Source organism: Kutzneria sp. NPDC052558 (genome assembly GCF_044547355.1).
GTDB lineage: Bacteria > Actinomycetota > Actinomycetes > Mycobacteriales > Pseudonocardiaceae > Kutzneria.
In genome coordinates, this window is the sequence record NZ_JBIUAG010000059.1 from 1 (window position 1) to 17,846 (window position 17,846).

The 17,846-nt window shown below is 70.5% G+C and carries 18 protein-coding genes; 8 read left to right on the plus strand and 10 right to left on the minus strand.

Annotation, left to right across the window (positions count from 1 at the left end; genetic code table 11):
• Positions 1-97: 97 nt before the first annotated feature.
• Complete coding sequence (locus tag ACIG5F_RS47875; protein ID WP_396527043.1) at positions 98-769, minus strand: TetR/AcrR family transcriptional regulator; 672 nt, start codon at positions 767-769, stop codon at positions 98-100.
• Between the two features lie 10 nt (positions 770-779).
• Positions 780-1,304 carry a PadR family transcriptional regulator gene (locus ACIG5F_RS47880; RefSeq protein WP_396527044.1) on the minus strand — a complete coding sequence of 175 codons (525 nt, stop codon included), beginning with the start codon at positions 1,302-1,304 and terminating at the stop codon, positions 780-782.
• An 83-nt stretch (positions 1,305-1,387) separates the two neighbouring features.
• Between ACIG5F_RS47880 and ACIG5F_RS47885 the strand changes: the two genes are divergently transcribed.
• The 4 genes from ACIG5F_RS47885 to ACIG5F_RS47900 all read left to right on the plus strand — a co-directional run bounded on the left by ACIG5F_RS47885 (position 1,388) and on the right by ACIG5F_RS47900 (position 5,321).
• Positions 1,388-1,936: a hypothetical protein gene (locus ACIG5F_RS47885; RefSeq protein ID WP_396527045.1), complete on the plus strand. Its 549-nt coding sequence runs from the start codon at positions 1,388-1,390 to the stop codon at positions 1,934-1,936.
• A gap of 1 nt (position 1,937) precedes the next feature.
• Entirely contained in the window at positions 1,938-3,056 is a 1,119-nt protein-coding gene (locus ACIG5F_RS47890; RefSeq protein ID WP_396527046.1) for an aminotransferase class V-fold PLP-dependent enzyme, read from the plus strand.
• A gap of 143 nt (positions 3,057-3,199) precedes the next feature.
• Positions 3,200-4,258 carry a DNA alkylation repair protein gene (locus tag ACIG5F_RS47895; RefSeq protein ID WP_396527047.1) on the plus strand — a complete coding sequence of 353 codons (1,059 nt, stop codon included), beginning with the start codon at positions 3,200-3,202 and terminating at the stop codon, positions 4,256-4,258.
• 193 nt (positions 4,259-4,451) lie between these two features.
• Positions 4,452-5,321 carry a PaaX family transcriptional regulator C-terminal domain-containing protein gene (locus ACIG5F_RS47900; RefSeq protein WP_396527048.1) on the plus strand — a complete coding sequence of 290 codons (870 nt, stop codon included), beginning with the start codon at positions 4,452-4,454 and terminating at the stop codon, positions 5,319-5,321.
• A 183-nt stretch (positions 5,322-5,504) separates the two neighbouring features.
• Here ACIG5F_RS47900 and ACIG5F_RS47905 read toward each other — a convergent pair whose 3' ends face one another.
• Genes ACIG5F_RS47905 through ACIG5F_RS47925 form a run of 5 tightly spaced genes read right to left on the minus strand, consistent with a single transcriptional unit; the run spans position 5,505 to position 12,273 of the window.
• Positions 5,505-6,347, minus strand: a complete 843-nt coding sequence (locus ACIG5F_RS47905; protein ID WP_396527049.1) for an amidohydrolase family protein — start codon at positions 6,345-6,347, stop codon at positions 5,505-5,507.
• A complete protein-coding gene (locus tag ACIG5F_RS47910) occupies positions 6,337-7,896 on the minus strand; it encodes a benzoate-CoA ligase family protein (RefSeq protein ID WP_396527050.1) in 1,560 nt (519 codons plus the stop codon). Before ACIG5F_RS47910 ends, ACIG5F_RS47905 begins: the two co-directional genes overlap by 11 nt.
• Positions 7,897-7,905: 9 nt before the next feature.
• The gene (boxB, locus tag ACIG5F_RS47915; RefSeq protein WP_396527051.1) at positions 7,906-9,327 is read right to left on the minus strand and encodes a benzoyl-CoA 2,3-epoxidase subunit BoxB; all 1,422 of its coding nucleotides are present in this window, start codon (positions 9,325-9,327) and stop codon (positions 7,906-7,908) included.
• Positions 9,328-9,330: 3 nt separating this feature from the next.
• Positions 9,331-10,962, minus strand: a complete 1,632-nt coding sequence (gene boxC, locus ACIG5F_RS47920; protein ID WP_396527052.1) for a 2,3-epoxybenzoyl-CoA dihydrolase — start codon at positions 10,960-10,962, stop codon at positions 9,331-9,333.
• 24 nt (positions 10,963-10,986) lie between these two features.
• Positions 10,987-12,273: an aminotransferase class III-fold pyridoxal phosphate-dependent enzyme gene (locus ACIG5F_RS47925; RefSeq protein ID WP_396527053.1), complete on the minus strand. Its 1,287-nt coding sequence runs from the start codon at positions 12,271-12,273 to the stop codon at positions 10,987-10,989.
• Positions 12,274-12,333: 60 nt separating this feature from the next.
• Between ACIG5F_RS47925 and ACIG5F_RS47930 the strand changes: the two genes are divergently transcribed.
• From ACIG5F_RS47930 to ACIG5F_RS47940, 3 genes are read left to right on the plus strand one after another with little or no spacing between them, the layout of a single operon-like run.
• Complete coding sequence (locus ACIG5F_RS47930) at positions 12,334-12,984, plus strand: TetR/AcrR family transcriptional regulator (RefSeq protein WP_396527054.1); 651 nt, start codon at positions 12,334-12,336, stop codon at positions 12,982-12,984.
• Positions 12,981-13,799 carry a class I SAM-dependent methyltransferase gene (locus ACIG5F_RS47935; protein ID WP_396527055.1) on the plus strand — a complete coding sequence of 273 codons (819 nt, stop codon included), beginning with the start codon at positions 12,981-12,983 and terminating at the stop codon, positions 13,797-13,799. Before ACIG5F_RS47930 ends, ACIG5F_RS47935 begins: the two co-directional genes overlap by 4 nt.
• 12 nt (positions 13,800-13,811) lie before the next feature.
• A complete protein-coding gene (locus ACIG5F_RS47940; protein ID WP_396527056.1) occupies positions 13,812-14,975 on the plus strand; it encodes an FAD-dependent monooxygenase in 1,164 nt (387 codons plus the stop codon).
• A gap of 190 nt (positions 14,976-15,165) precedes the next feature.
• Here ACIG5F_RS47940 and ACIG5F_RS47945 read toward each other — a convergent pair whose 3' ends face one another.
• The gene (locus ACIG5F_RS47945; protein ID WP_396527057.1) at positions 15,166-16,029 is read right to left on the minus strand and encodes an alpha/beta fold hydrolase; all 864 of its coding nucleotides are present in this window, start codon (positions 16,027-16,029) and stop codon (positions 15,166-15,168) included.
• A gap of 88 nt (positions 16,030-16,117) precedes the next feature.
• Between ACIG5F_RS47945 and ACIG5F_RS47950 the strand changes: the two genes are divergently transcribed.
• Positions 16,118-16,624: a CGNR zinc finger domain-containing protein gene (locus tag ACIG5F_RS47950; RefSeq protein WP_396527058.1), complete on the plus strand. Its 507-nt coding sequence runs from the start codon at positions 16,118-16,120 to the stop codon at positions 16,622-16,624.
• A 7-nt stretch (positions 16,625-16,631) separates the two neighbouring features.
• Here ACIG5F_RS47950 and ligD read toward each other — a convergent pair whose 3' ends face one another.
• Together ligD and ACIG5F_RS47960 are read right to left on the minus strand one after the other, a co-directional pair.
• Positions 16,632-17,570: a non-homologous end-joining DNA ligase gene (gene ligD, locus ACIG5F_RS47955; RefSeq protein ID WP_396527059.1), complete on the minus strand. Its 939-nt coding sequence runs from the start codon at positions 17,568-17,570 to the stop codon at positions 16,632-16,634.
• A 24-nt stretch (positions 17,571-17,594) separates the two neighbouring features.
• Positions 17,595-17,759, minus strand: coding sequence for a hypothetical protein (locus tag ACIG5F_RS47960; protein ID WP_396527060.1), 165 nt, complete (start codon positions 17,757-17,759; stop codon positions 17,595-17,597).
• Positions 17,760-17,846: the final 87 nt, after the last annotated feature.

Below are 17,846 nucleotides of genomic sequence, written 5' to 3' on the forward strand. Positions count from 1 at the left end.
GCTGGTGATCTTGGTCGACACCGTTCTAGCAGGGACTCCGTTGCTTGTTTCAGGGGGTTGACACACCGCCTCACGCGCTAACTAAACGGCCTTGGCGCTAGCCCGAGAGCCGGGCCAGCCACTCCCGCATCAGGGCGGTCTCGGCGGCGGACAGGGGCGAGTCCTCGGCCAGGGCGGCCGAGAGGGCGACGGCCAGGGCGCCGACTGAACCGTCGCGTACAGCTTCGTCGGCCACCACGGACCCGATGACGGCCTCGCGGACCCGGGCGGACATGGTCAGGTCCCGGTCGTCGTCGGGGCGGGCGATGAGGCTGAGGGTCACGCCGACGTTGGCGGCGACGATCTCCCGGGCGGCGTCGGCGGGCAGCACGAGCAGGCGGCCGGAGCGGGCGACCTCGACGAGGCGGTCGAGCAGCATGGCCTCGGCCCGGGCGGTCAGCGTGCACGGCACGGCGGGCTCGATCTGGCCGTAGAGCAGCACATAGAAGCCGGGATGCTCAAGACCGTAGCGGACATGGCTGTCCCAGCCGGCCCGCAGCGCATCCACGGGATCGGCGACGTCGGCGGTGTGCTCGGCGACGTACTGGGTGAACCCGTAGTTGACGACGGCGTCCAGCAGCCCCTGCTTGCTGCCGAAGTGGTGGTAGAGGGTCGGGGCCTGCACGCCGGCCCGGTCGCAGATGGCCCGGGTGGAGACAGTGCCGCCCTGGGCCTCGTGCAACAGCTGCCCGGCGGCCAGCAGCAGCCGATCGCGGGTCGAGCTCGCCATGCCACCGAGCCTAACCGGTGACCTTGGCCAGTTCCTCCTGCGCCCACACCGCCCACTGCCGCTGCATCTCGGTGTACCGGAGCCCCCACTCCAGCGCGAGCCGGCCGTAGACGGCCAGGTCGGCGGTCTCGGGGGCGATCTCCGCCTCGGTGGCCCGCAGCTCGGCGTGCTGCTCGATGGAGTCACGCTCGCGCCGGCGCAGGAACTCCTCGGCCTGCCCGGGCTCGACGACGCCGAGGAAGAACACCCGCAGCAGCAGGTCGCTGCGCTTGACCGCGGTCGGCTCGACCTCGACGAGCCAGTGCTTGAGCTCGGCCAGCCCGGCCTCGGTCAGGGCGTACTCCTTGCGCCGCCGGGCGCCCTCCTCGGCCACCGTGACCAGCCCGGCCTCGGCGAGTTTGGCCAGCTCGCCGTACAGCTGGCTCTGGGTCGCGGGCCACACGTTGGCCAGCGAGCCGTTGAAGGTCTGGAGCAGGTCGTACCCGCTGGCGGGGCCGTGGGTGAGCAGCCCGAGGGCCGCGTGGCGGAGGCTCATGACCCCATCATACTCCACTCTTGACATGTTGCCCGAGGACGTTCTAGTTTTCACATGTCACAACTGACATATGAGGAGCAGAGATGAACTACCTGCGCGGCTTCATCCCCTGGATCGCCTTCGCCGTCCTGTCGTCCCTCGGCTGGCAGTGGGGCGCGCTGGCCGGCCTGCTGCTGGCCGTCGGCCTGTTCGCCCAGGGCCGGCGCAAGGGCACGCCGCTCGACTCCCAGGTGCTGGAGATCAGCACCATGGCGTACTTCGTGGCGCTGACCGCCTTCTCCTTCACCGTCCCCCAGTCGCCGGTCCGCGACTTCGTCGGCGCCATCTCGATGGCCTGGCTGGCCCTGACCGCCTGGGGCGGCCTGGCCGTGAAGCGCCCGTTCACGCTGGGCATCGCCAAGCAGCAGACGCCCAAGGAGTACTGGCACATGCCGGTCTTCCTGCGCATCAACGTGGTGCTGACGATGGCGTGGGCGATCGCGTTCACCGTGACCGGCGCGGTGCTGGCGATCCTGGACGTGGCCAACGCCGGCACGGTCGTGACGATCCTGGTGCAGGTGGCCGGCTTCGTGATCCCGGCGATCTTCACCGCGAAGTACCCGGAGCGGGTCCGCGCCCGGCAGACTGCCTGACATGGGACTGCCACACGACTCGGTGCGCACGGCGTGGACGGGGCTGCGGTCGGAGACCCCGCTGCTGCACCTGGACTCGGCGGCGTGCGGGCGCACCACTGTTGCCACCCGGGCGGCGATCGCCGAGCACCTCGAACGCGAAGCGGAACTCGGCGGATACATCGCCGAGGGCGAGGCCGACGGGGCCGTCACCGAGGCCCGACGGCAGTTGGGCCGACTGCTCGGCGGATTCGGGCCGGACGAGGTCGCGTTGCTGGAAAGCGCGTCCACGGCCGGGGCGCAGCTGCTGGCGGCGTGGCCGGTCGAGCCGGGCGACGAGGTGTGGATCGCGCCGAGCGAGTGGGGCCCGAACATCCAGGCGTTCCGGGACCGCGGCCTGGACCCGGTGCTGCTCAAGGTGGACGACAGCGGCCTGATCGACCTGGACGCCTTGCGCGCCCGGCTGATCACCCGGCGGCCGGCGATGGTGCACCTGACCGGGCTGACCGCGCACCGGGCCCTGGTCCAGCCGGCGCGGGAGATCATCGAGATCGCCGGCGACGTGCCGGTGGTGATCGACACCGCGCAGGCCTTGGGGCACATCGAGATCCCGGACGGGGCGGCGGCGGTCTACGGCACCAGCCGGAAGTGGCTGTCCGGCCCCCGCGGCGTCGGCTACCTGGCGGTGCGGGAGCCGTGGCCGGAGCGGCTGGTGCCCCGCGCCCCGGCACTGAACTCGGGAGTACAGCCGGTGCGCAGCCTGGAGAGCCGGGAGGCGTACGTGGCCGGGCGGGTGGGGCTGGCCACGACACTGCGGGAGTACGTGGGGATCGGGCCGGAGCTGATCCGCGAACGGCTGTGGGCGATCGGCCGTGAGCTGCGGGCCGGGCTGGCCGACCTGCCCGGTTGGTCGCTGCGGGACCCGGTCGACGCGCCCGGCGCGATCGTCGCCCTGGTGCCGGACGACGAGCGGGATCTGGTGCGGCTGCGGGCCGATCTGGTCGACCGCAAGATGCTCACCACGGTGTCCGGACGGGAACGGGCGCCGCTGGACATCACTCGGCCGATGCTGCGCCTGAGCCCGCACGTCGACTTCGAACTGGCGTGGATTCCGCAGATCCGGGCGTTGCTGACGACCTAGGCCGGCCCGATGCGTCTGCCCTGGGAGTTCGGTCCGCGTGGGAAGCCGGTCACTGCCGAGCGCGCCCCAGACCATGGCTATTCTGCGCCTGTGCAGCTTCGGTACGACTACCGCGTCGATCCGGCGTGTGGCGGGAGCCGCTGATGCCTACCGCCGAGGAGATGCTGAGCACCGGCGCGGTCCGCTCGCTGGCGCGGATCCTTGACGCCCCAACGATCCGTGCGGTCGAGCTGGCCGGGGCGAGCTTCAGCGAGCGGGGCCGGCTGGTGCGCGACGCCCTGCTGGCCGACCTGCCCGCCGCCTACGGGTCGTTCGAGCGGGCGATCCGCAAGGCGATGAAGGATCCGGACTTCACCGGCTGGATGATCTGGCCCGTCACCGAAGCGGTGGCGGCGCGGGCCGTGCCGGGCGCGTTCGACCAGGGCCTGGCCCTGGTCGCCGACCTGACGTCCAGGCTCACCGGCGAGTTCGCGCTGCGGACCTTCCTGGACGCCGACCTCGACCGGACGCTGGCGACCGCCCTGCGGTGGACCGAAAGCCCGGACGAGCACGTGCGCCGGCTGGCCAGCGAGGGCACGCGCCCGCGGCTGCCATGGGCCCGGCGGGTGGCGGCGATCTTCGACGATCCACAGTCGACGGTCCCGATCCTGGACGCGCTGCACCGCGACCCGTCCCCGTATGTGCGGCGCTCGGTGGCCAACCACCTCAACGACATCAGCCGGTCCGATCCGGCGCTGGCCGTGGACGTCGCGACCCGTTGGCTGACAACGGACACGCTTCCCGTTGTGCGCCACGCACTACGGACCCTGGTCAAGGCCGCCGACCCCGCAGCCCTGGCGCTGCTGGGCTTTCCGCCGCCGGCCGGGCTCACCGTGGTCGGGCCGTCCCTGGGCGCGGTGGCGGTGCGCGTGGGCGACGAGCTGCCGTTCGAGTTCACGCTGCGCAACGACGGCGGCGCCGACGTCCGGCTGGCCGTGGACTACGTGGTGCACCACCGCAAGGCCAACGGCTCGCTCAGCCCCAAGGTGTTCAAGCTGACCGTGCGCACGCTGGCCGCCGGCGAGTCGGTGACCATCACCCGCCGGCACTCGTTCCGGCCGATCAGCACCCGCGTCTACCACCCGGGCGAACACGCGATGGAGCTCCAGGTCAACGGCCGCACGTTCGGGCGAACCTCGTTCGAATTGCACCCCCAGGGCTAGACGAACCACTGGTGTCACGCGATCGTCGTGTAGACAATCGCCGGATCGGCGTCACCCGGTGGGAGCAGTGCCTCCGACCGCCCGGCTGTTGCCCGACGATCGGACTACGACGGTCAGGTGACCCGAGGTTCGCGGTCCACGGCCGGCCCGTGGCACAGTAGAGCATTCACGGCGGTCACTGAGGACGGTTCAGATGGGTTCTGGTGCAACCGGGTCGGGTCGCGGCGCCCGCCCCAAGGTCACCCGGCGCAGGGAGGTCAGCGACGCCAGCGCGCGCTCGCTGCTGACCACGGTGTTGGGCGAGTACGTGCTGCCGCACGGGGAACCCGTCTGGACCCAGACGATCGTGGACGTGCTCGGCCGGTTCGACATCGAGGAGAAGTCGGCGCGCCAGGCCCTGGCCCGGGTCGCCGCCGAGGGCTGGCTGTCCTCGGAGCGGGTCGGCCGCCGGGTGCGCTGGGCGCTGACCCCGCCCGGGCGGCGGCTGCTGGTCGAGGGGGCCGAGCGGATCTACGGCTTCGGCAGCGGCCGGCACCAGTGGGACGGCCGCTGGCTGGTGGTCATGGTGTCGGTGCCCGAGACCAAGCGCGAACTGCGGCACCGGCTGCGGACCCGGTTGAGCTGGGCCGGTTTCGGCTCCCCCGAGCCCGGCGTGTGGGTGTCCCCGCACGTGGGGGCCGAGGTCGAGGCCAAGTCCATTCTGGAGGACCTGGCCCTGACCAGCGAGGTGATGTCGTTCATCGCCACCTACGGCGCGCTGGGCGACGTGCAGCGCATGGTCGCGGCGGCCTGGGACCTCCAGGAGGTCGCCGACCGCTACGAGAGCTTCATCGACCAGTTCAGCGGGCTGGACACCAAGAGCCCGGAGTCGGCGCTGCTGGCCCAGACCCGGCTGGTGCACGAGTGGCGGCGCTTCCCGTTCCTGGACCCGCAGCTGCCCCGCGAGCTGCTGCCGGCCAAGTGGAGCGGGTCGCGGGCCACACAGTTGTTCAACGACAACCACGCCGCCTGGCGCGACCCCGCCCAGGCCGGTTGGCGAGAGTTGCTCGCACAACAGCCCTAGCGCCCCTATCCCCCAAGATCAAGGGACCAATCCTCACGTTCAACGCCAGGAAGGGCCCCTTCATGACGTTGGGTGTCATGAAGGGGCCCTTCCTGACGCCCAACGTGTGAAAGGGTCCCTTCGCCGCGCCACAAACGCCAGGGAAAGGGCATTTCACTGCGCCAGTATCGGGCCTTTCCTGGCTCACACGTCCAGGGTGGGGAAGACCTTGGCGGCGTTGCCGCTGAGCACACCCGTCAGCAGTTCCTCACCCAGGCCCAACTCCCGCAGCGCCGCCACGTTGCGGGACGCGCCCGGGACGCCCGGCCAGTCGGTGCCGAAGATCCAGCGGGTGGCCAGGCGGCGCAGGTCGAAGCGGGCGTAGTACTCGGGCAGCTTGCGCGGCGGCAGGCCGGCCAGGTCCAGCCACACGTTGGGCTTGGCCAGGGCCAGGAACGCGGCGGTGTCGTACCACCAGCCCCGGCCGCCGTGGGCGAAGACGAACTGCACCGCCGGAAAGTCCTCGACCACGTCGACCAGCAGCGCCGGATCCCCGTAGCTGGAGCGGGATCCGGGGAAGCTGGACACTCCCGAGTGGAAGATCACCGGCACGCCGCGCTCCTCGCACACCCGGTACACGGCGTAGACCTCGCGGTCCCCGGGCGAGAAGCAGCCGTGCACGGGGTGCAGCTTCACCGCCACCGCGCCCAGGTCCAACTGACGCTCCACTTCGGACGCCAGCGGGTGGTGCAGGTGCGGATTCACGTTGGCCACCAACCGGAACCGCACCGGGTTGTACGCCACGATCGGCAGCAGGTCCTCGATCGGCTGAATGCCGGTGGACCGCGGGCTGTACTCGCAGAACAGCAGAGCCCGATCCACCCCCTGCTCGGCCAGCAGGGCGTCCACACGGGACGGAACCGGGTCGCCGTCGGCGTCGAAGGCCGAGCGCCACGGGTGGTCGCCGCTGAACTGGTCGGCCCACTCCAGCCACGCCGGCTTCACAGTGGACAGTCGCGGCACGTGCACATGGGCGTCAACGATCATCGGTGAGCCCAGAAGGAATCAACACCGTCTTGACCATGTCCCGCAACACGTTCCGCCGGATCTTGCCGGTGGCGGTCTTGGGCATCTCCCCCACCTCGACCACCGCCCGCGGCCGCTTGTACGAGGCGAGCCCGTCACGACACCAGGTGATCAGGGCGTCCTCGTCCACCTTGTGCCCCACCGCCGGCACCACGCAGGCCACCGGCTTCTGCAACCCGGACTCATCGGTCGCCGACACCACGGCGACCTCCTCCACGTCCGGGTGCTGCAACAGCCGGCTCTCCACCTCGAACGGCGACACCCACACGCCGCCGGCCTTGAGCATGTCGTTGCTGCGCCCCAGATACGTGTACATGCCGGTGTCGTCGCGCCGGTAGGTGTCGCCGGTGCGCAGCCAGCGGCCCTGGAACACCTCGCGGGTGGTCTCGTCGCGGCACCAGTAGCCGGTTGCGGTCGACGGCCCGTGCACGTACAGATCCCCGGTGTCGGAAGGGTTTCCGGACTCGTCGCGGATCTCCACCTCGTAGCCGGGCACCGGCACGCCGCTGGTGCCGGCCACCGCCCTGCCGGGCCGGTTGGACAGGAAGATGTGCAAAGCCTCGGTGGAGCCGATGCCGTCCAGCACTTCCACGCCGAAGCGCGAGCGGAACTTCTCGAACAGCACCGCCGGCAGCGCCTCGCCGGCCGAAACCCCTTGCCGCACAGTGGCGAACGCATCGTCGGGCACGTCGCTGGCCAGCGTCGCGGCGTAGAAGGTGGGCACACCGAACAGAACCGTGGCCCGGTCGGCGGCGGCCCGGGAGGCGATCAGCTCCGGGGTGGAGCGCGAGCGTTCCAGCAGGGCGACCGCGCCGGCGGCCAGCGGCATGAAGCAGGAGTTGCCCAGGCCGTAGGCGAAGAACAGCTTCGACACCGACAGGCAACGGTCCTCAGGGCCCAGGCCCAGCACTCCGTTTCCGTAGTACGTGCCGACGGCTCTGACGCTCTCGTGCCGGTGCATGGCCGCCTTGGGCTGCCCGGTGGTGCCCGAAGTGTAGAGCCACAGCGCCGGCGAGTCGGCCCAGGTCGGGTAGGGCGTCTCCAGCGCCCCGGCCGACACCAGCTCGTCCCACCGGTGCACGGCCACGCCGCCACGGGGCTCGAAGCCGACTGAACCGTCCAGTACAACGGCCTCGATCTCCGGCGCCAGCTCGACCGCGGCCTGGCAGGCCGGCGCGAACTCCACCGAGGCCAGCAGCACCCGGCTGCGGCAGTCGACCAGCAGGGCGGCCAGCTCGACCGGGGTCAGCATGGTCGACACCGGCACCGGGACCGCGCCCAGGTACATCGCGCCCAGCACGCCGCTGAGCATCTCCACGTCGTCGGCCATGCTGAGCACAACCCGCTCCTCCGGCCGGACCCCGAGCTCGCGCAGCCCGGCCGCGACCCGGTGCGCCTGCTCGGCCAGCTCGGCGTAGGACAGCGTGCGCCGGCTGGTGACGGCTGCGGTGTGCCCGCACTCGGCATGCCGGTCGACCAGGTACTCCGCGGCGTTGAACCGGTCCGGCATCGGTGCTCCTCAGGCCAGATGGACGTACTCGTACTCGAACGGCTTGCCGTTGATGCCGTTGGTCGGCGGCGCGACCCAGGACGCGATCTTGCCCCGTTCGTAGACCGGATGCATCAGCGACTGCACGAAGGCCAGGTCCTGGCTGGTCGGCAGCCACTTGTCCCGGGCCCGCGCCCACGTCGCCTCGTCCAGGATCTCCCCGTCCGGCGAGATGTGGAAGGCCGCGTTCACGCCGACGCTGCGGTTGAAGCCGGGATGCGGCAGCCGCAGCCTGCGGTCGATGCCGGCCTCGGCCAGGATCCGGTTCCACCGGGTGACGCCGTGCTCGCAGTCGGCGATGTACTCGTCGCGCAGGTCCAGGTTGAGCATCAGGATGGTGGACAGCTCGTCCCCGCCCCAGGTGCCGTCGGCCCGCGGCGTCTCCAGGATCGAGCCGGTGTCGGTGAGCTTGTGGTCGTCCTTGCGGCGGCCCTCCTGCCAGCGGCCCTTGAGCCCGGCGGTGTAGTAGTTGGCCGCGTTGGTCGAGGTCTCGCTGCCGAACAGGTCCAGCGACACCGTGTAGTGGAAGTTGATGTACTTCTGGATGATCTCCAGCGGGATGCCGCCGTGCGGGGCGATGTCGAACGTGTCGTGCTCGCGGATCAGCTCGGCGCTGCGGGCCACCACGCGGTCCACGCCGGTGGTGCCCACGAACATGTGGTGGGCCTCCTCCTTGAGCATGAACTCGCACGTCCGCGACAGCGGGTCGAACGCGCTCTCCTTCAACGTGCCGAGCTGGTACTTGCCGTCCCGGTCGGTGAAGTAGGTGAACATGTAGAAGGCCAGCCAGTCGGCGGTCTCCTCGTTGAACGCGCCGAGGATGCGGGGCGAGTCGGGGCTGCCGGAGTTGCGCAGCAGCAGGTCCTCGGCCTGTTCCCGGCCCTCGCGGCCGAAGTAGGCGTGCAGCAGGTAGACCATGGCCCACAGGTGCCGCCCCTCCTCCACATTGACCTGGAACAGGTTGCGCAGGTCGTAGAGGCTGGGCGCGGTCAGCCCGAGCAGCCGCTGCTGCTCCACGGACGCGGGCTCGGTGTCGCCCTGGATGACGATCAGCCGCTGGAGGTCGGCCCGGTATTCGCCGGGCACCTGCTGCCACACCGGTTCGCCGCGGTGCTCGCCGAAGCCGATGCTGCGCTGCTGCTCACGCTCGGCCAGGAAGATGCCCCACCGGTACTCGTCCAGCTTGACATGGTCGAAGTGGGCCCAGCCGGCCCGGCCGACGCTGACCGCGGTGCGCAGGTAGACGTCGTGGGTCTCCAGCGTCGGCCCCATCTCCGACCACCAGTTCATGAACTTCGGCTGCCAGCCCTCGAGCGCGCGCTGGAGCCGTCGGTCCGAGGACAGGTCGACGTTGTTGGGGATCTTCTCGTCATAGTTGATGGGACTGCCCATGATTCACACCCGCTTCCGGTCGAAGACCGCCTTCTGACCGGTGCCGTAACGCCGGAGAGCGCCTTCGGGTCCCGATGCTCCTGGTCGGTTGAAGATCCAGTTCTGCCAGGCGGTGAGCCGGGCGAAAATCTTGGTTTCCAGGGTTTCCGGTCCCACGAACCGGTGGTTGGCCTCCATGCCGGTCAGCGCGTCGGGGCTGAGCGAGGCCCGCCCCTCCAGCACGATCCGGATCTCGTCGGGCCAGTCGATGTCGTCGAAGGCCTCGGTGACCAGGCCCTCCTGGGCGGCCTCGGCGGCGTCCACCGGCTTGTCCATTTCGGACAGTCGGGTGATGTCCTCGCCGTAGAACCGGGATTGCAGCCGGGTCAGGCCGTTGCCCATCGGGAACGGGCCGAAGTTGGCCGGGCTCAGCCGGATCTCGGCCCGCTCGTCGCTGTCCTCGTCGTCGACCGGCGGACCGTCCAATATGTACTGACGGTCGCAGGCCAATGCCAGTTCCAGCAGCATGCCGGCGAAGCAGGAGCCCGGTTCGATCAGGGCGATCAGGCTGCGGCTGGTGACATCCAGCCGCTTGAGGACCCGCTTGTAGTAGTGCCGGATCTCGTTGCCCAGCCAGGAGTCGTCGTTGAGCAGCCGATTCTCCTGAGCCAGCACGACATCCGGGTCGCCGGCGGTCTTGATCACCCAGGTGCCGAGCTCGGTCTCGTTGGTGCGCAACCGAAGGATCAGGTCGTCGAGCTCGCGGGTCATGGTCAGCGGCCAGTCGTCGTCCTCGGCCGCGTGCACGGTGATCTCGACCAGGCCCAGCTCCCGGTCATAGGCCGCTTTCACGTGCTGGTAACGGATTCCGGCGTCGTCGATCTCCCGCCGCAACGGCGTGAGCTCGATGCCCTCGGCGTCCCGCGGCCGGGTCGAGTGCGCGGCCACCTCCAGCGCCCGCTCCCGGACCACCTCGTCAAAACGCCGTGGCGGCACGACTTCGTCGACCAGTCCCCATTGGACGGCCGCCTTGCCGCGCATGCCGTCGCTGCGGGTGGCGAACACGTCGGCCCGGTCCTTGCGGACCCGGCGCTTGTCCACCAGCCGGGTCAGGCCGCCGGTGCCGGGCAGCACGCCCAGCAGCGGCACCTCGGGCAGCGACACCGCCGAGGAGTTGTCGTCCACCAGCACGATGTGCTCGCAGGCCAGCGCCAGCTCGTAGCCGCCGCCGGCGCAGGACCCGTTGACCGCGGCCAGGTAGGTCTGGCCGGAGTGCTCGGTGGCGTCCTCCATGCCGTTGCGGGTCTCGTTGGTGAACTTGCAGAAGTTCACCTTCCACTCGTGGCTGGACGCGGCCAGCATGCGGATGTTGGCTCCGGCGCAGAACACCCGGTCCTTGCCGGAGGTGACGATCACCGTGCGCACGCCCGGGTGCTCGAAGCGCAGCCGCTGGGTGGCGTCGTAGAGCTCGATGTCCACGCCGAGGTCGTAGGAGTTGAGCTTGAGCTCGTAGCCGGGCACGATGCCGGCGGTCTCGTCCACGTCCAGCACCAGCCAGGCCAGCTCCCCCTCGACCCGCAGGGACCAGTGCCGATAGCCGTCCGGACGCGCGTCGAAGGACACCTGCACTGGTCGCCTCCTCGTTGGGGCCTCCATTTTCTACAACACGACGGCGATCCGTCAATGTTTATGTAGAGATTCACCCAGAACGGCGCCCATCCGGTCCACGATCTCGTCCAGGTGCTCGCGCTCGCAGACCAGCGGCGGGGCGATCTGGACCACCGGCTTGCCCCGGTCGTCGGCCCGGGCGATCAGGCCGGCCCGCAGCAGCCCGGCCCTGACCGGGGCCAGGTCGTCGATGTCCAGCTCGGCGGCGTAGAAGAAGCCGTCGCCGCGGACCTCGACCACACCGGGCAGTTCAGCCAGCTCACGCATGCGCCGGCCCAGGTGCGGCGTCAGCTCGCGGACCCCGTCGAGGATCTTGTCGCGCTCGAAGATGTCCAGGTTGCGCAGGGCGATCGCGGCGGCCAGCGGGTGGCCGCCGAAGGTCAGGCCGTGCGCGAGCGTCTGGCCGGGGCGGTAGAACGGCTCGGCGACACGGTCGCTGACCAGCACCGCGCCCATCGGGGCGTGGGCCGAGGTCAGCCCCTTGGCGATGGTGATCATGTCGGGCACGACCTCGGGCACCGCGAAGTACTCGCCGATACGGCCGAAGCCGGTGATCACCTCGTCGGCGACCAGCAGGAAGCCGTAGCGGTCGGCCAGCATGCGCAGCCCGGTCCAGTAGCCGGCCGGCGGGGTGAAGCAGCCGCCGGCGTTCTGCACCGGCTCGGCGATCAGCATGCCGACGGTCGACGGGTCGGCGGCGATGATCGCGTCCTCGGTCTCGCGCAGCAGGAACTCCAGGTCGCCCTCGCCGGTGTTGGGCACGCGGACCACGTCGACCGCCGGGCGTCCGAAGGGCTCCTTGAGTGCGGGAATGCCGGTGAAGGCCAGGGCGCCCAGGGTCTGCCCGTGGTAGGCGGTCCGGCGGGCCACCGCCTTCACGCGTTCCGGCTGGCCGTTGGCCACGTGGTACTGGCGGGCGATCTTCCACGCCGACTCCACCGACTCCGAGCCGCCGGAGGTGAAGAAGGCCCGGTTGACGCCGTCCGGCGCGAGGTCGGCCAGCCGCTCGGCCAGCTCGATCGCCGGCGGGTGCGCGGTGTTCCAGTTGGTGTTGAACGGCAGCGTGGTCAGCTGGGCCGTGGCCGCCTCGGCGAACTCGGCGCCGTAGGAGTAGCCGAGCTGGGCGCAGAACAGGCAGGACAGCGCGTCCAGGAAGCGGCGGCCGTTCGAGTCGATCACGTGCACGCCCTCGGCGCGGGTGATGACCAGCGGATACTCGCCGTCGCGAAGCTTGGCGTGCTGGCCGAAGTGCAGCAGCAGGTGATCACGCAGACCTGTCGTCACAGCGTTCTCCGTCATGCCCCGATCCTGCTACACTGACTAGGAAACGATTCTGGTCAGTTGGTCAGGAGGCGTGACGTGAAAGCGGCTCGCATCCTTGACGCGGCCGAGGAACTGCTGGTCAGCTACGGGTACCGGCGGATCACCGTGGACGAGGTGGCCCGGAAGGCCGGCGTCGGCAAGGGCACGGTTTACCTCTATTGGCCCAGCAAACTGGACCTGTTCGGCGCCGTCCTGACGCGCGACGCGGCCCGGCTGGTGGCCGATCAGCTGGCCGCCATGCTGGCCGACCCGGCCGAGGTGCTGCTGCACCGGTCGCTGCGCTGGGCGTTCCTGGCGGTCATGGCGCGGCCGCTGGCCCGCGCCTGGGCCACCGCCGACCTCGCGCTGCTCGGCGAACTGGCCACCAAGACCCGCAGCGGCATGGCGTTCGCCGGCGGCAAGCGGGAGACCACCGACCGGTACCTCGCCGTGCTGCACAAGCACGGGCTGCTGCTCGACGAGCCCGATCCGCTGCTGGCCCATCGGCTGGCCGCCGCCGTCACCGGCTCCTTCGTGCTCGGCCCGCTGACCACCGAGTTCGAGATCGAGGCCCAGGCCGACGCGCTGGCCCTGACCGTGCGGCGGGCGTTCGAACCGGCGTCGGCGCCCGACCCCGCCGGGGCCGCCGCCGAGATCACCGGGCTCTACCAGGACTGGCTCTCGCAACTACGAGCGGAGTTGCCATGACACAGGTGAAGGTCACGCTGGACCGGGCGATGGAGACCTCGCTGATCACGTTGTACGGCAAGGCGATCGACGCCCGCATGACGCCGTCCATCCTGCACGACCGGATGGCCGTGGAGGCGCTGTCCCGCATCGACTACGACTTCACCCGGCTCAAGGCCATGAACGAGCGTGTCGCGCCCAACGCCGCCGCCCGCTCCAAGCACTTCGACGACTGGACTCGCGAGTTCATCTCGGCCCACGAGTCTGCCACCGTCGTGCACCTGGCCTGCGGCCTGGACACCCGGGCATGGCGCATCGACCCCGGGCCCTCGGTGGCCTGGTTCGACGTCGACTTCCCGGACGTCATCGCCGTGCGGCGCAAGCTCTTCCCGGACCGGGCCGGCTACACGATGATCGCCTCGTCGGTCGCCGACCCCGGCTGGTTCGAGCAGATTCCCTTGGACCGCCCGGTGTTCGTGGTCGCCGAGGGCCTGACCATGTACCTCACCCCGGCCGAGGGCCACGCCCTGCTCCGCGGCGTCGTCGACCGCTTCGGCCACGGCACGCTCGCCTTCGACACCCACAACCGCCTGGGCGTGTGGCTGGTCAACATCATGCTCAAGCGGCACTTCGGCCAGGCCATGCTGCGATGGCCGGTCGACAGCCGGGCCGACATCGACCGCATCGATTCCCGCCTTCACTGCATGGACGCCGTCAGCGCCCTGCTCGCCCCCAGCGCCGCCGGCCTCCAGCGCAGCACCCGGATCCTCACCAAGGTCATCCGCCCCTTCCCGGCGATCCGGGATCTGGGCCTCTATTTCCGGTACACCTTCTGAGAAGATCCGGCCATGACTGGGGAGAAAGTCGCCGTCGTCGGCGGCAGCGTGGCCGGCTGCGCGGCCGCGTTGGCGTTGTGGCGCACCGGCAACGACGTGACCGTCCTCGAACGCAGCGCCGACGGCCTACAGGACCGGGGCGTCGGGATCGGCATGCTGGGCGACTCCCGCCGCGAGCTGGTGGACGCGGGTTATCTCGACGCCGCCACTCCGTTCCTGACGGTGGCCAGGCGCAAGTGGATCACCCAGGACGGGTCGTCGTACGGCGGTCGGGTCGTCGCCGTCACGGATTTCGGCGCCCGCACCTACAACTGGGGCCTGCTGTGGCGGTCGTTGCGGGATCGGGTGCCCGCCGCGGTCGACTACCGGTCGGGCCACCGGGTGGTGTCGGTCGTCGACGGCGGCGACAAGGTGACCGTGACGCTGTCCGACGGCTCGCAGGAGCGTTTCGACGCCGTCATCGGCACGGACGGCTACCGGTCCACCGTCCGGGCGGCGATGTTCCCCGACACCCACCCCCGGTATGTCGGCTATCTGTTGTGGCGGGGCACCCTGCCCGCGTCATCCCTTCCCGGCCGGCCCGTGCCCTGGGCCGAGGACGACCTCGTGTATCTCGTGTTCCCGGGCGGACATCTCGTGATGTACCTGATTCCCGGGCCCGACGGGCCGGCCGTCAACTGGGCCGTGTACTCGGCCGCGCCGAGCGGCCGTTGGGACGATCCGACCAGCCTCCCGCCCGGCGCCATGCCGCCGGAGCTGCTCGACCACCTGGCCGTGATCGGCGAGAAACTGCCCCGGCACTGGCGCGAGGTCATCCGGGCCACGCCGGTCGACAAGCTCCTGGTGCAGCCGATCTACGAGGTGATGACCCCGGCCCTGGCCACGGGACGCCTGGCCCTGGTCGGCGACGCCGCCGCGGTCGCCCGCCCGCACACCGGGGCCGGCGCGGTGAAAGCCATGCAGGACGCGGTGGCGTTGCAGACAGTTCTCAGTGAGGGCAAGGAGTTGACGGACGCGCTGCGGTTGTTCGACCAGCGGCGAGGCCCCGTGCATCGGGGAATGGTCGCGCTGGGTCGATCGCTGGGAAAGGCTCTCGTGCTGGACACACCGGACTGGGGTCGGATGAGCGCGGACGGGTTGGCCGAGTGGTGGCGGGCCGTGGCGACCCAGGGCTAGGCGGTCAGGGAGTCCAGTAGCCGCAGGCGTTCCGCCGAATCCGATCCCGGTTCCACGCCGAAGAACAGGCAGCCGCCGGGAAACCCGGCCACGGTGGGAAACATGAGCGACAAGCAGAAAGAGCGCTGGTGACCATAGGCTCACGCGGCGCCGCCGTCGATCGGTATGACTGTGAGCGGACTCGCCGGGGTCACTTCACGTGCTTGGGGAGGAAGTCCTTGATCAGGGCGGCGATGGTCGGGGCTTGGGTCTCCAGGGCGAAGTGGCCAGCGTCTAGGAGGTGGATCTCGGCGTCGGGCACGTCGCGGGCGAAGGCGCGGGCGCCGTCGGGGCCGAAGATCTGGTCGTTGCGGCCCCAGACGGCGAGCACGCCGGGGCGGTTGTCGCGCAGGAAGGCCTGCCAGGCCGGGTAGCTCGGCGGGTTGGTGCGGTAGTCGTGGAACAACTGGAGCTGCACCTCACGGGCGCCCGGGCGGCCCAGCAGCAGGCTGTCCAGGGTGCTGGCGTCGGGGCTGACCAGCTCGGGGTCGGTCTCGCCGTGCACGTACTGCCAGCGGGTGGCCTCGTCGGAGATGGCGGCGGCGACGGGGGCCTCGGTGGCCGGGGTCCAGTTGGCCCAGAACTCCCGCAGCGGGGCCCAGAACTCGGGGACCAGGCCCTCGTCGTAGGCGTTGCCGTTCTGGCTCACGATCGCCCGCACCTGGTCCGGCCGCCTGAGGGCCAGCCGGAAACCGACCGGCGAGCCGTAGTCCTGCACGTAGATGCCGAACGTGCCCAGGCCGACCTGCTCGACGAACCTGTCGATCACCTCGGCCAGGTGGTCGAAGGTGTAGTCGAACTCCCGCACGGACGGCATGTCGGTCTGGCCGAAGCCGGGCAGGTCGGGGGCAATCACGTGGAAGTCGTCGGCCAGCAGCGGGATCAGGTCGCGGAACATCACCGACGATGTCGGGTAGCCGTGCAGGAGCAGCAGCGTGGGCCGGGCCGGGTCGCCGGCCTCCCGGTAGAACACCGACAGCCCGTCGACGGTCTCCCTGCGGTACCGGATCGCCATGACACGCACTCCTCGAATCGAAGTAACGCCCTATGCGTTACTTTGACGACCGTAGCACACGTAACGCCTGATGCGTTACCCTGCTTCGGTGACGACTTTTCCGCTGCTCGGCGAGCCCCTCGCGGTCGACCTGGCCAACACGGCCGTCCGGACGCGGGGGCGGGAGGTCGACCTGATCGCCGACGACGCCGGCGTGGCCGACTGGCTCGCGCTGCACCCGGTGCTGGGCCCGGTCGACGGCGACCGGCTGCGGGCTCTGCGGGACGCCATCCGCGAGGTCTTTCAGGCCACCGCCGACACCCGCTCGGCCGACCCCGAGGCCGTCAGGGCCGTCAACGCCGCCGCGTTCCGCTGCCTGGCCACCCTGACGTCCACTTCGGACGGTCCCGTGGTCGAGTGGGGCGGCGGGCCGCTGGCCGTGCTGGCCCGATCCGCCGTCGAGGTCGTGGCCGCCGCCACCCTGCGCGGCTGCGCCAACCACGACTGCGTGCTCTTCTTCGCCCACGGCGACGACCGCCGGAAGTTCTGCGACACCAAGACCTGCGCCAACCGGGCCCGCCAGGCCCGCCATCGCGAACGCCAGTCGCAGTCCTGAGGCGCCGCTACGGGCAGCGCACCTCGTCGGGGCGGCGGTCGGGCCGCAGGCCCCGCCAGGTCGAGTGCCGCAGCACACCGTCCACAGTGAACTTTCGGTACTCCACCTCGCCGACCCGCTCCGGCCGCAGCCAGCGCACGTTACGGGCCCGGTCCCGCGGCACCGGGTTGACGAACGGGGATTGCTTTTGCCCCAACGGTTCCAGCTCGGCGCGCAGATCGTTCAGCGCCTGGTCGGTGAATCCCGTGCCGACGTCGCCGATGTAGCGCAGACCGGTGTCGTCGTAGGCGCCCAGCAGCAGCGCGCCGATGGTGCCCTCGCGCCGCCCCTGTCCGGGCCGCCAGCCGCCGATGATCACCTCCTGGGTGTGCCAGAACGGGTGTTTCAGCCATTCGAGGCTGCGGCGGCCCGGGTGGTAGCGGGAGTCGGTGACCTTGGCGATCAGCCCCTCCAACCCGGCGTCCGCGGCGATCTGGAGCAGCTGTTCCGGGTCGACGTCGGCGTGGTCGTAGCACGGCGTGACGGAGATCCGGGGATTGCCCGGGGCCAGCTCGGCCAGCAGCTCCCGGCGCCGGCGATAGGGCTCGCCCGTCAGGTCCCGGCCGTCCAGCTGGAGCAGGTCGAAGGCGAAGTACTGGACCTTCACCGCCCGGTTCTGCAACAGGCTGAAGTCGGGCACGCCCCGGCTGTCCAGGGCGACGATCTCGCCGTCGATGACCGCCGATGCGTCCAGGCCCGGCTCGGTCACCTCGGCGTAGCGGACGGTTAAATCGTTGAGGTTGCGGCTGTTCAGCCGGGTGGCGCCGTCGGCGGCCACCCGCATGACCGCCCGGTAACCGTCCCATTTGAACTCGTACGACCAGGCCTCGCCGGTCGGCAGCGTGCCGCCGTCGGAGCCGGCCAGCATCGGCTCCACCGGATCCGGCACCGCCGACCGTCGCGCCACGACGTTCACGGTAACCCGGATGGCCTAAGCGCGCGAGGGCTTCCGGCCGACCACGGCGAAGCAGACGATCCCCGAGCAGAGCCAGTCCGCACGCTCGCCGGGAATCGTCGTGCGCTGGTCGAGAAAGTCCACATAGCACTGTGGACGGTCGCTGACCGTCTCGAATCCGCTCGGCTGTCCGGTCGCCATCACCGCACGGCACGCCCGGCGAATGATCGAATCGTCCGGTGCGGCAGGCGTTCGCGCGATCGGGCAGGCCGGACGCCTCCGGGACGG